Here is a 12,684-nt window from a genome sequence, read left to right on the forward strand (position 1 = left end):
GGGCGGGGGAACCGGGCGGGCCCGGGAGGCGGCGGGTACGGCGCCGCTAGCCGACGGCCTGTCCCCAGCCGTCGGCGATGGCCTTCTTGGCGGCGTTCTGCTGCTTCTGCGTGGGGAACCTGGGCTCGCCCTCGACGGCGGGCAGCTTCCGCGCGGCGGCGGAGTCGGCCGTCTTCTCGCGTTCCATCTGTTCCAGGCGGGCCGGGCGCGAGTAGCCCTTGAGCCAGATGTTCTGGCCCTCGTCGCTGTAGACGAACTCCAGCCAGAGCCGGGCCGCCGCGGGGTGCGGCGCGTACCGGTTGACGGCCTGGTTGTAGTACTCGGAGTACTGGCCGTCCTCGGGCACCGCGACCTTCCAGTCGACGCCCTTGGACTTCAGGGTGTCGCTGTAGCCGAGGTTGAGGTAGTCCCAGTCGATCGAGATGGGCGTCTCGCCCTTCTGGATGGTCGACGGGGAGGACTCGACGGGCACGTAGTTGCCCTTCTTCCGCAGCTTCGCGAAGTAGTCGAGGCCGGCCTGCGGGTCGTCGAAGGAGCCGCCGTTCGCCAGGGACGCGGCGAGGACGGCGGCGAAGGCCGAACTGGAGTCGTTCGGATTGCCGTTGAGCGCCACCTTGTTGCGGTACTCCGGCTTCAGCAGGTCCTGGAACGTGCGCGGGCAGTGCCGTACGGCGGAGGCGTCGCAGCCGATCGACACGTAGCCGCCGTAGTTGTTGGCGAAGCTGCCGTCGCGCTCCTTCTGCGCGGCCGGGATGCCCTCCCAGTCGCGCACCTTGTACGGGGCGAGGAGTTCCTTGAGCGAAGCGGACTGCATGAACGCCGAGCCGAGGTCGAGGGCGTCCACGGCACGGTTCTGGCCGATCCGCTTCTCGGCCGCGCTGAGCGCCAACTGGCTGCTGCCGCCCGGGTTCTCGTTGTGCACGGTGATCCCGTACTTCTTCTCGAAGGCCGTGATCATCTCGCCGTAGTTCGCCCAGGTCGGGGCGAGCGCGTAGACGTTGAGCCGGCCCTCCTGCCGCGCGGCCCGGACCAGCGCGTCCATGCCGCCGAGGTCCGCCGCCGACCGCGCCTTCGCCGCCTCGCTGTCTCCGACGCTGGGCGCCTTCCCGCAGCCGGTGAGTCCCACGGTGAGGGCGACGGCTGTCGTGGCCGCGGCCACCGCGGTGCGGGCGCGGCGCGGACGGGGTGTCTGCATGTGATGAATCCTGAGTCCTCGCTCGTCCACCTGTATGAACAAGTGTTGTCAGTCAGCGGGCAGGTTAGCCCTCCTCCGGGATCGGGGCAACGTCTCGGGATGGCTGGCAGATGAACAAAAAAGTGCAGGTCAGATCCGTTTTCGTGGATCTGGTTTAAGACGCCGAGAACCGGTTAGACGCATATCCCGCGCGCGTGAGGATGCGTACGGCTGTGCACAGGTGGCATGATCGGAGCACACCGTTCGAGCACCCCAGACGAGGAGCACAGTGACCAGCAGCCGGCACCGGCACATCGCCGACGCACTCCGCCGCGCCATCACCGACGGCGGCTACCCCGTGGGCTCGGCCCTGCCGTCGGAGGCCGAACTCGCCGCCGAGTACGGCGCGTCCCGCGGCACCGTGCGCCAGGCGGTCGCCGCGCTGGTCACCGAGGGCCTCGTCGGCTCCCGCCAGGGAGCCCGCCGCACGGTGCTCTCCTCCGCGCCCAGCCAGAGCTTCACCGAACTCCGCAGCTTCGCGCAGTGGGCCCGCTCCAGCGGACACCGCGCGGGCGGCACCGTCTTGAGGACGGCCTGGGACACCGCACGCGGCGACGAGGCCGCACACCTCCACCTCGAACCCGAAGCCCCCGTCCTCCGCGTGCTCCGGCTGCGCACCCTCGACGGCGACCCCGTCCTGCTGGAGCGCACCGCCTACGCCGGCTGGATCGGCACGGCCGTCGCCTCCCTCCCGGACGACTGCGAGTCGGTGACCCAGCGGCTGTACGACGACACCGGGCTCGTCTTCGCGCATGGCGAGCATCACATCGACGCCGTCGCCGCCGGCACCGAGGACGCCCAGCACCTCGCCGTCCGCCGCGGCAGCCCCCTGCTCCGCGTACGCCGCACCACCACGACCGCCGACGGCCGCCCCGTCGAGACCTCCGACGACCGCTACCGCCCCGGCTCGGTCGCCTTCACCGTCCGCAACTCCACGCAGACCAACCCCCTGGTCCGCACCGCGGGCTGACCCCTCCACCCCCGGCCCGGCACCCCGCCCGGCCCCCGCTCCACACGAACAGCGAGACCCGCATGCCCCCCGTCCCCCCGCCCCGCGACACCCCCGCCGCCGTCGCCACCGCCCCCGCGGCACCGGCCCGACTCCCGCGCCCCGCAGCCCTCCTGTGCGACATGGACGGCACCCTCGTCGACACCGAACGCGACTGGCTCGCCGGCATCGCCGGCCTGCTGGCCGCCCACGGCGCCCCCGCCGACGAGCCGGACGTCCTCCCCTTCGCCGGGCTCACCCTCCGCGACGCCGCCGACCGCCTGGGCACGCTCCTCGCCCTGTCCGAGACGGAGACCGCCGCCCTCGCCGACCGCCTGGACCGCGACTTCACCGCCCGCATCACCGCCGGCGTCACCCTCCGGCCCGGCGCCCTGCGGCTGCTCGACCACGCCCGCGAACTGGGCGTCCCCGTGGCCCTCGTCACCGCGTCCGAACGCCCCGTCGCCGACCTGGTGCTGAGCGCCACCCTCGGCAGCCACCGCTTCGACCACTCCGTGGCCTCCGGCGAGTCCGGACGCGACAAACCGCACCCCGACCCGTACGCGGCGGCGGCCCGCGCCCTCGGCGCCGCCACGGAGGACTGCCTCGCCGTGGAGGACACCCCCACCGGCGCCGCCGCCGCACTGGCCGCCGGCTGCCACGTCCTGGCCGTGCCGACCGTCCCCGGCATCGCCGCGGACCCCCGCGTCCACTTCGCGCGCTCACTGGAGGACGTCACCCTCACCGGGCCGCCCCGCTCAGCCCGCGGGTGAACTCCCGCTGAACGGACGGCAGTCCGCGCGCCCGGAGATGCCCCCGGACAGCACAAGGGGCGGCCTCCCGGATCAGACCGGGAGGCCGCCCCTCAAGTGCGCTGCCTCACCGCAGCGTTCGCGTACGCGAAGCGGCCTGGCCGCCCGCGGACGCTTACTTGCCCTTCGCGGCTTCCTTGAGCTTGGAGCCCGCCGAAACCTTCACGCTGTACCCGGCCGGGATCTCGATCGGGTCGCCGGTCTGCGGGTTGCGGGCGGTGCGAGCGGCACGGTGGGTGCGCTCGAAGGTGAGGAAGCCGGGAATGGTGACCTTCTCATCGCCCTTGGAAACGACCTCGCCAATGGTGTCGGCGAGGGCGGCCAGAACGGCGTCGGCGTCCTTGCGGGTCACCTCGGCGCGCTCGGACAGAGCGGCCACCAGCTCACTGCGGTTCATAACTCGTTACTCCCGTGTTCTTCTTGCCAAATGAGGCGTGAGATCGAAGCCGATGCTGCCAGGGCCCTCGGACAGTCCCCGGACCCGGGTCTGCTTTAGACCCTCGCGCCCCGTGGGGAATCCCCTCGGACGGAGTCCTCAAGGAGGCATCCTGCCCCTACCAGCGGCGCGAAAGCCAATCCGGCACCCTTCCGACAGCGGCGGAGTCACACGAAAAGCGCCAGTGGCTCGTTGTCGTGACATTCCAGAGGCTTTGTCTGCTGCGCAACCCTACGGGGGCGCGCAGGGTGCCGCAGACCGCGACGCGCCGTTCGCGGCGCCCTGTACGGGGCTGGTACGGCACGGAAGCGGGCCGGGGCGACTCCCCGCCGCCCCGCACGCAAAACTCCGTACGAGCCCCGCACAGACGCTGCGCGGGGCTCGTACGGAACGGACCGCGGGCCACGGACCTCGCCGGACGAGGTCGTGGGCCCGTCGTGCGGGTCAGGAGCGCTCGGCCTGGTCCTTCTCGCCGGAGGCGGCGCGGGCCGCGTCCCGGACGGCACCGGCGACCGCGCCGGAGACCTTCTCGTTGAACACGCTGGGGACGATGTAGTTCGCGTTCAGCTCGTCGCTGAGCACCACGTCGGCGAGCGCGCGGGCGGCGGCGAGCATCATCTCGTCGTTGACGGTGCGCGACTGCGCGTCCAGCAGGCCGCGGAAGACGCCGGGGAAGACCAGCACGTTGTTGATCTGGTTCGGGAAGTCCGAGCGGCCGGTGGCGACGACCGTCGCCGTCTCGCGGGCCACCGCGGGGTCGACCTCGGGGTCGGGGTTGGCGAGCGCGAAGACGATGGCGCCGTCGGCCATCCGCGAGACGTCGTCGCCGTCCAGCACGTTCGGGGCCGAGACGCCGATGAAGACGTCCGAGCCGACGACGGCCTCCTTGAGGGTGCCGGTGATGCCTTCGGGGTTGGTGTTGTCGGCGATCCAGCGCAGCGCGGTGCCTTCCTCGGCGCCGACGAGGTCCTCGCGGCCCGCGTGCACGACGCCGTGGATGTCGGCGACGACGGCGTGCTTCACGCCGGCGGCCAGCAGCAGCTTGAGGATGGCCGTACCGGCCGCGCCCGCGCCGGACATGACGACGCGGATGTCGCCGATGTCCTTCTCCACCACGCGCAGCGCGTTGTAGAGCGCGGAGAGCACGACGATGGCCGTGCCGTGCTGGTCGTCGTGGAAGACGGGGATGTCGACCGCCTCGCGCAGCCGGGCCTCGATCTCGAAGCAGCGGGGCGCGGAGATGTCCTCCAGGTTGATCCCGGCGAAGCCGGGGGCCAGGGCGCGGACGATCTCGACGATGGAGTCGGTGTCCTGGGTGTCCAGGCAGATCGGCCAGGCGTCGATCCCGGCGAAGCGCTTGAAGAGGGCGGCCTTGCCCTCCATCACCGGCAGCGCGGCCTGCGGGCCGATGTTGCCGAGGCCGAGCACGGCCGAGCCGTCCGTGACGACGGCGACGCTGTTCCGCTTGATCGTCAGCCGCCGCGCGTCCTCGGGGTTCTCCGCGATCTGCGTGCAGACGCGGGCGACGCCCGGGGTGTAGACCATGGAGAGGTCGTCACGGTTGCGGATGGGGTGCTTCGACGACATCTCGATCTTGCCGCCGAGGTGCATCAGGAACGTACGGTCGGAGACCTTGCCGAGCTCCACGCCCTCGATGCCGCGCAGTTCGGCGACGATCTCGTCCGCGTGCGCCGTGGACGAGGCGGCGATGGTGACGTCGATCCGGAGACGCTCGTGCCCCGAGGCGGTGACGTCGAGGCCGGTGACCGAACCCCCCGATGACTCCACGACCGTGGTGATCTGACTGACCGCGGTACCGCCCGCCGGAACCTCCAGGCGGACAGTCATCGAGTACGAGACGCTTGGCGCCGAGCTCATTGCCGACTTCCCTCTGCTTTCCCTTGTCGCGTTGTGCCGCGCCCGCCCGTGAGGCCGCAGGGTGTGCGGCACCGGGCGGGGGACGTCAACAGATCGTCCCACCTACCCGTGGGTACGCGGTAACCCGCCTCCCTTTGCGGAATTTCGTTTCCACAATACGGAGGGGTGCGCCGGAGCGGAACCCCCGCAGCTTCCCGAGATATGCGGCACCACACCTCAATCTGTAGAAAACCGCCCGAACCGGCCTAGGATCGCCCCGCAATCGCTCACCAGCGCTGTCTCGGCGCACAGGTACTCACGGGAGATCCGGCAATGGCTCAGGGCACGGTCAAGTGGTTCAACGCGGAGAAGGGGTACGGATTCATCGCGCAGGAGGACGGCGGCCCCGACGTCTTCGTGCACTACAGCTCGATCAACGGCGAGGGATTCCGCACCCTCGAGGACACCCAGCGCGTCGAGTTCGAGATCGCGCAGGGCAGGAAGGGACCACAGGCCGAAGGGGTCCGCGTCGTCGGCTGAAACGCCGGACGCGGACCCCTTCGGGAACGCTGTGAGTGACACCGACCCGCCAGCTCGCCTCGCGGCAAGTGGTCGCTCGTAGCGACAATGGTTGGGCCCGGGGGCATGGATCGGGCCGGTGCCACCCCCAGGCTAACAAAGCACCCGGGAACGCGAATCCCGCCCGGCCACCTCCCGCTCCGGCCACGCCCCGCAGCTCTTCCCGTCGGCCTCCCCACCGCCCCGCACGGCGGCCGGGAGGCCGACGGGCTTGCGGGGCACGGGAGTTGGCCCCTCCCGGCGCGGGCGCCGTCAGTCCCGCAGCAGGTCGGGGACGCCGTCCTCGTCCGGCAGGTCCTTCTCTCCCGCCAGGACGGTCAGCCGCTGGGTGGCCCGGGTCAGCGCCACGTACAGCACGCGCAGGCCCGCCGGGGACTCGTCGGCGATCTCGGCGGGCGAGACCACCACCGTCGCGTCGTACTCCAGGCCCTTGGCCTCCAGGCTGCCGAGCGGGACGACGCGGTCGCCGAGACCGGCCAGCCACTCCCGCGCCTGCGCGCGCCTGCCCATCGGGACGACGACGCCGATGGTGCCGTCCACCTCCTCCAGCAGCCGCCCGGCCTCGGCGCGGGTGGTGGCCCCCAGGTCCTCCCCGACGCTGACGAACCGGGGCTCCAGACCCGTGGAACGCACCGCCTCCGGCGGCTCGGTGCCCGGCATGGCCAGCGCGAGCACCCGGTCGGCGAGCTCCGCGATCTCGGCGGGATTGCGGTAGTTGACGGTCAGTTCGAAGCGGCGGCGGGGGCGGCTGCCCAGGGCCTCGGAGCGGGCCTCGGCCGCCTCGTCCGGGTCGGACCAGGAGCTCTGCGCCGGGTCGCCGACGACCGTCCAGGTGGCCTGGCGGCCGCGCCGGCCGACCATCCGCCACTGCATCGGCGTCAGGTCCTGCGCCTCGTCGACGATGACGTGCGCGTAGTCCCGCCGCTCCTCCGCCTGCCGCTCGGCGCGCTCGCGGCGGGCCGTGGGGTCGCGGTCGGCGGCCGTGGTCAGCTCCTCCAGGCCGGTGAGCAGGTCCAGCGGGTCGGCCTCGCGCTTCTTCGGGCGGGCCGGGGTGCCCAGGAGCTGCTGGAGCTCGTCCAGGAGGGCCACGTCGTGCACGGACACCGGGCCCCGGCCCGCGGCGTCCAGGCGGCGCAGCGAACGTGCCACCTCGCGCACCTCGCCCGGCTTCAGCACCCGCCGCGACCAGCGGCCGAGCCGCTTCTCGTCGGCCATCGCGGCCAGCACCCCGCGCGGGGTCAGCTCGGGCCACCAGGCGTCGAGGAAGGCGGTGAAGTCGTCCTCCGTGGTGATGTCCTCGTCGAACGCGGCCCGAGCCTCGGCCGCCAGCTCCGGGTCCGTGTAGCGGCTGCGCGCGCCCGAGCGGTCCCACAGCGCGTCCAGCAGCAGCCTGCGGGCGCGGGGGCGCATCAGGTTGACCGGCGCGGTGCCGCCCAGCACCTGGCGGCGGACGCGGGTGAGCGCGTCCGCGTCCAGCTCGATCCGGGCGCCGAAGGCGACGACCCGCAACTGGTCCGGCACCTCGCCCAGTTCGAGCGCGCCGCGCGCGGCCTTGCGCAGCACCTTCGCCATCCGCGCCGAGCCCTTGACCCGGGCCGTGCTCTGCGCGTCGTACGCGTCGCCGTCCTCGCCGGGGGCCGGGGCGCCCGCCTGTTCGCCGTCGACGAGGGAGCCGAGCGCGCGGATGGCGACCTGCCCCTCCTCGCCGAGGGACGGCAGCACGCCCTCGGTGTACGAGACGAGCAGCGGCGTCGGGCTGACGATCAGGATGCCGCCCGCGTACCTGCGTCTGTCCTGGTAGAGCAGGTACGCGGCGCGGTGCAGCGCGACGGCGGTCTTGCCCGTGCCGGGGCCGCCCTCGACCTCGGTGACGGAGTTCGCGGGGGCGCGGATCACGAGGTCCTGCTCGGCCTGGATGGACGCGACGATGTCCCGCATCGTGTGCCCGCGCGCCTGCCCGAGCGCCGCCATCAGCGCGCCGTCGCCGACGACGGGCAGGCTCGCGCCGCCCGAACGCGCCGTGACCTCCGGGCGCAGCAGGTCGTCCTCCACGCTCAGCACCCGGCGGCCCTTGCTGCGGATCACCCGGCGGCGGACGACGCGGCCGGGGGCGAGCGGCGTCGCGCGGTAGAACGGCGCGGCGGCGGGGGCCCGCCAGTCGATCACCAGCGGCGCGTAGTCGGCGTCCATCACGCCGATGCGGCCGATGTGCAGGGTCTCGCCGATGTCGGCCGTGCCGTCCGCGCGGACGGCGCCGTCGGCCGGTTCGACGGAGGTGCAGGCGCCGTCCGGGCCGCGTTCGCCGGTCTTGCCGTCGAGCAGGTCGATCCGGCCGAAGAGGAAGTCCTCGAACTCGCTGTTCAGCCGGTTCAGGTGGACCCCGGCGCGGAACACCTGCGCGTCCCGCTCGGCGAGGGCGCCCGGGGTGCCGACCTGCGCGCCCCGGTCGGCGTCCCGCATCAGCGAGCCCGCCTCGTCGATCTTCTCCTCGAGCCGCCGGTACACGTCGTCGAGGTGCGCCTGCTCCCCGCGGATCTCCCGCTCCCGGACACTGTCGTGCTGCGCTCCCAACGCCGCGGCCCCCTTCTGCTTGCTTAGGGCAGCCGTCCAGCGTACGCGACAACGCGCCCGAAAGGGGCGCGGGGAGGACGCCGCGAGCCCGGTCCGGAACCGGGGGTGTCCCTGCTCCCGCGTCGCGGTCCGCGGGTGCGTGGTGGCCGGTCGCGCAGTTCCCCGCGCCCCTTCCGCAGCCGGCTCACCCCGGGTCGTACGCCAGGCGGTAGCCGCGTTTGACGACGGTGTGGATGAGGCGGGGGGTACCGAGGGCCGCGCGGAGGCGGGTCATCGCGGACTCGACGGCGTGCTCGTCGCTGCCCGTGCCGGGGAGGGCGCGCAGCAGGTCGGCGCGGGAGACGACGTGGCCGGGGCGGCGCGCGAGGGCCCGCAGCAGGGCCATCCCGGCGGGCGGCACCGGGCGCAGCTCGCCGTCCACCAGCGCGGCGTGCCCGCGGATCTCCAGCCGGTGGCCCGCGACGTCCAACGCGCGCGTCCTGCCCGGGAGTTCGGTGCATAGCAGTTGGACGAGCGGGCCCAGCCGGAACCGTTCGGGGTGCGCCACCGGCACGTCCTCCGCCTCCAGCGGGACCGCGGTGACGGGGCCGACGCAGGCCGCCAGGACGTCCCCGCGCAGCGCCGCCAGCAGCTCCTCGCGCAGCCCGCGTTCCCCGGCGCGGCGCAGCAGGGAGGCGGCGGCGGGGGCGCTGGTGAAGGTGACGGCGTCGAGGGTGCGGGCCACGGTGGCGTCGATCAGCCGGTCGACGGGGGTGAGGTCCTCGGGCGGCATCCACCGGTAGACGGGGATGCCCAGCACCTCGGCGCCGGCGGCGCGCAGCGACTCGGTGAAGCCGGGCAGCGGCTCCCCGTGCAGCTGGACGGCGACGCGCAGCCCGTCGACGCCGCGCTCCAGCAGCCGCTCCAGCACCTCGGCCATCGACTCGGACGCCGGTGACCACCGCTCCCGCAGCCCGGCCGCGCGGATCGCGCCGCGCACCTTGGGCCCGCGGGCGAGGAGTTCGACCTCGCCGAGGCGGGCCAGCAGCTCCTCGCCCAGTCCCCAGCCCTCGGCCGCCTCGATCCAGCCGCGGAAGCCGATCGCCGTGGTGGCGACCGCGATGTCCGGCGGACGGGACGTCAACTCCCGGGTCGCGTCCAGCAGTTCGCTGTCGTCGGCGAGCGGGACGATGCGCAGCGCGGGCGCGTGCACGACCTCGGCGCCGCGCCGCTCCAGCAGCGCCCCCAGCTCCTCGGCCCGCCGCGCCGCGGTGACGCCGACGGTGAAGCCGGACAGCGGCGGGACGCCCGTCCCGGCCCTCCCGGGCGGGCGCCCGTCCGTCGCCTGTTCCGGTGCCGGGGTGTCGTCCGCTGCGTGCCGCATCGCTGTCCGTCGCCGCTTTCTGTCGCCGTTCGTCCGCCCGGGGCCGGCCGGGCGGTGAGGCCCTCGGGGCCCTGGGGCGAGTGTGCCGCGTCCGCGTGTCGGCCCTGGTCTTCCGGGGTTTCCCGGATGTTACGCGCCCCCGCGCGCGCCGGGCGCCTCAGCTCCGCGCACCGGGACGGACGTACACCGCCCAGGTCACCGCGGAGCACACCGCGTAGAACGCGAGGAAGGTGACGTACGCCGCCGTCCCGCTGCCCAGCGTCGCGAAGGACTGGCGGAAGGCGAGGTTGATGGCCAGGCCGCCCAGCGCGCCGACCGCGCCGGTGAGGCCCATCGCGGCGCCGGAGAGCCGACGGGCGCGGGCCGCGGCGGCCTCGCCGGTCAGCCCGGCCGCGCGGGCCCGCGCGTCGAAGATGCCCGGGATCATCTTGTACGTGGAGCCGTTGCCGAGGCCGCTGAGCACGAACAGCGCGGTGAACGCGGCCAGGAACGCGGGCAGCGAGAGGCTCAGCGAGGCGGCCACGGCCACCAGGGTGGCCGCCGCCATGGCGAGGAACGTGGCCAGCGTGATGCGCGCTCCGCCCCACCGGTCGGCCAGCCGACCGCCGAGCGGCCTGGTCAGCGAGCCGAGCAGCGGACCGAGGAAGGTGAGCGAGGCCGCCTGGAGCGGCGTCCGCCCGAACTGGGTCTGGAGCACCAGCCCGAACGCGAAGCCGTAGCCGATGAACGAGCCGAACGTGCCGGTGTAGAGCAGCGCCATGATCCAGGTGTGCCGGTCGGCCGCGGCCTCCCGTGCCGCGCCGGTGTCGCCCCGCACGGTGGCCAGGTTGTCCATCCGGAACGCGCACAGCACGGCCGCGAGCACGATCAGCGGCAGGTAGACACCGAGCACCAGCCGCGGGTGCCCGGCCCCGGCCCACGCGATGACGGCGAGCCCGAGCAACTGCACGACGGGGACGCCGAGATTGCCGCCGCCCGCGTTCAGCCCGAGCGCCCAGCCCTTGTGCCGGAGCGGGAAGAACGCGTTGATGTTGGTCATCGAGGAGGCGAAGTTGCCGCCGCCGAGCCCGGTCAGCAACGCCACCGCGAGGAAGGCCGCGTACGGCGTGCCCGGCTCCATCACCAGCCAGGCGAGGAGCGCGGGCAGCAGCAGCAAGGAGGCGCTGACCACCGTCCAGTTGCGGCCGCCGAAGCGGGCGACGGCGAAGGTGTACGGGACCCGGACCAGCGCGCCGACCAGCGTCGCCGCCGAGATCAGGAAGAACTTCCCGGCCGGGTCGACCCCGTACTCCGGGCCCATGAACAGCACCATCACCGACCAGAGCGTCCACACCGAGAAGCCGACGTGCTCGGCGAGGACGGACAGCCACAGGTTCCGCCGGGCGATCCGTTCGCCGCCCTCGCGCCAGAACACCGGGTCCTCCGGGTCCCAGTGCTCGATCCACCGGCCGCCCCGGCGCGCGGGCGGCTCGGACAGGGACGGGGGTGCGGGCACTGCGGTCATGACGCCTCCACGGCACTCGGGTCTCGGGCGCCGACGCTAGGCAGGCCGCGTTTCGCCCCCGTGCCGCGAGATGACACCGGCGAAACCCTCCGCTCACCCGGGCCGGCCGCCGCGGGTGAGCCGCTCAGCCCGTACGCGGGAGCAGGGCCGCGTCGGCGGGCGGGAGCCAGCAACCGGGCGGTGCGGACGTCCAGTTGTGGCGCGCGGAGAGCGTGCGCGCGGCCTCGCGGAGCGCGTCCAGGCCGGGGTGCCGCAGCCCGCGGCGCCACACCAGGGACACCGGGGCCAGCGGCACCGGGGCGGTGAGCGGACGCAGCACCATGCCGGGCACGCCGATGAACACCTCGCTCGCCAGCACCGACCAGCCCCGCGCCCGCACCACCCGCGCGAACTCCGTCTCCCCCTCGATCCGGGGGAACGGCGGCGCCACCTCGATGCCGCGCCCCGCGAACAGGGCCCGCGCGAAGTCCGTCCACTCGGCCGTCGCCCCGTTCCCGGCGCCCGCGTACAGCACCTCGCCGGCCAGCTCGGCGAGCGGGACCTCGGGCCGGGCCGCGAGCCGGTGCCGCTCCGGCAGCAGCACCGCCACCCGCTCGTACCGGACGAGCAAGTGGCCCAGCTCGTCCAGGACTTCGGGACGCAGTCCCGCGACCCGGCCCGTGGACACGTCCAGCGTGCCCGCGGCGATCTCGGCCGCCGCGCCGGTCAGCCCGCTGTGGAACCTGGCCACGAACTCCGTCGCGGGCGCGGCCCTCCGGGCCTCCTCCAGCACCAGCCCGCCGGTGCTCACCGGTGCGGCGACGTCGACGGTCAGCGGCCGCTCCCCGGGGGAGAGCGCGGCGGCCAGCTCGTCGTGCGCGGCCAGCACCCGGCGCGCGTACGGCAGCAGCCGCTGCCCCTCGGCCGTCAGCTCGACCTGCCGCGTCGTCCGCACGAACAGCGGGGCGCCCAGGCGGTGTTCGAGCCGCCGGACGTCGCGGCTGAGCGCCTGCTGCGCGACGAGCAGGCGGGCGGCGGCACGCGTGAAGTGCAGCTCGTCCGCGACGGCGCAGAAGGCGCGGAGCAGCCGCGGCTCCAGATCACCGGACATGGGGGGAGGGTATCGGGGGGCTTCGCGGGGTGCGCCGGGTTCTCGGAGTGCGGGTGCTTCGCGGCTGGGGCTTTTTGCGCAGTTCCCCGCGCCCCTTGTCGCGGGCCCGCCCCGCTTGGGAGAACTGCGCCGTAGGCGCAGGGCTGGCAAGCGCGCCCACCCCCGCGCGGGGTGCACAACTGCCTTCACCGGGCCACCCCGTACGCCGTGGCCGGTCGCGCAGTTCCCCGCACCCCTGGCGGGGCCGCAC

At 73.9% G+C, this 12,684-nt stretch carries 10 protein-coding genes; 3 read left to right on the forward strand and 7 right to left on the reverse strand.

The features are described 5' to 3' along the window. Window positions 1-46: 46 nt before the first annotated feature. Complete coding sequence (locus HCC30_RS08765; RefSeq protein ID WP_169441764.1) at window positions 47-1,195, reverse strand: extracellular solute-binding protein; 1,149 nt, start codon at window positions 1,193-1,195, stop codon at window positions 47-49. Window positions 1,196-1,463: 268 nt separating this feature from the next. On the opposite strand from HCC30_RS08765, the gene HCC30_RS08770 reads away from it, so the two are divergent. Both HCC30_RS08770 and HCC30_RS08775 read left to right on the forward strand, forming a co-directional pair. Beyond that, window positions 1,464-2,204 carry a GntR family transcriptional regulator gene (locus tag HCC30_RS08770; RefSeq protein WP_169441766.1) on the forward strand — a complete coding sequence of 247 codons (741 nt, stop codon included), beginning with the start codon at window positions 1,464-1,466 and terminating at the stop codon, window positions 2,202-2,204. 62 nt (window positions 2,205-2,266) lie between these two features. Beyond that, window positions 2,267-2,995 (forward strand): HAD family phosphatase, encoded by a 729-nt coding sequence (locus tag HCC30_RS08775; protein ID WP_240979407.1) that lies wholly within the window; start codon window positions 2,267-2,269, stop codon window positions 2,993-2,995. Between the two features lie 154 nt (window positions 2,996-3,149). Here the strand turns inward: HCC30_RS08775 and HCC30_RS08780 are convergent, their stop codons facing one another. Next, window positions 3,150-3,431, reverse strand: coding sequence for an HU family DNA-binding protein (locus HCC30_RS08780; protein ID WP_169441768.1), 282 nt, complete (start codon window positions 3,429-3,431; stop codon window positions 3,150-3,152). Between the two features lie 483 nt (window positions 3,432-3,914). Continuing rightward, the gene (locus HCC30_RS08785) at window positions 3,915-5,348 is read right to left on the reverse strand and encodes an NAD-dependent malic enzyme (protein WP_169441769.1); all 1,434 of its coding nucleotides are present in this window, start codon (window positions 5,346-5,348) and stop codon (window positions 3,915-3,917) included. 312 nt (window positions 5,349-5,660) lie between these two features. On the opposite strand from HCC30_RS08785, the gene HCC30_RS08790 reads away from it, so the two are divergent. Next, window positions 5,661-5,867, forward strand: coding sequence for a cold-shock protein (locus HCC30_RS08790; protein WP_169441771.1), 207 nt, complete (start codon window positions 5,661-5,663; stop codon window positions 5,865-5,867). 291 nt (window positions 5,868-6,158) lie between these two features. Here the strand turns inward: HCC30_RS08790 and HCC30_RS08795 are convergent, their stop codons facing one another. From HCC30_RS08795 to HCC30_RS08810, 4 genes are all read right to left on the reverse strand, one after another. Further along, window positions 6,159-8,477 carry a UvrD-helicase domain-containing protein gene (locus tag HCC30_RS08795; protein WP_169441772.1) on the reverse strand — a complete coding sequence of 773 codons (2,319 nt, stop codon included), beginning with the start codon at window positions 8,475-8,477 and terminating at the stop codon, window positions 6,159-6,161. 184 nt (window positions 8,478-8,661) lie between these two features. Continuing rightward, window positions 8,662-9,840, reverse strand: coding sequence for a uroporphyrinogen-III synthase (locus HCC30_RS08800; protein ID WP_169441774.1), 1,179 nt, complete (start codon window positions 9,838-9,840; stop codon window positions 8,662-8,664). Between the two features lie 157 nt (window positions 9,841-9,997). Beyond that, on the reverse strand, window positions 9,998-11,344 hold the full coding sequence (locus HCC30_RS08805) for a nitrate/nitrite transporter (protein ID WP_169441776.1): 1,347 nt from the start codon (window positions 11,342-11,344) through the stop codon (window positions 9,998-10,000). Window positions 11,345-11,468: 124 nt separating this feature from the next. Next, on the reverse strand, window positions 11,469-12,434 hold the full coding sequence (locus tag HCC30_RS08810; RefSeq protein WP_169441777.1) for a LysR family transcriptional regulator: 966 nt from the start codon (window positions 12,432-12,434) through the stop codon (window positions 11,469-11,471). Between the last annotated feature and the right edge of the window lie 250 nt (window positions 12,435-12,684).

The organism is Streptomyces sp. HNM0574 (assembly GCF_012726235.1).
Lineage (GTDB): Bacteria > Actinomycetota > Actinomycetes > Streptomycetales > Streptomycetaceae > Streptomyces.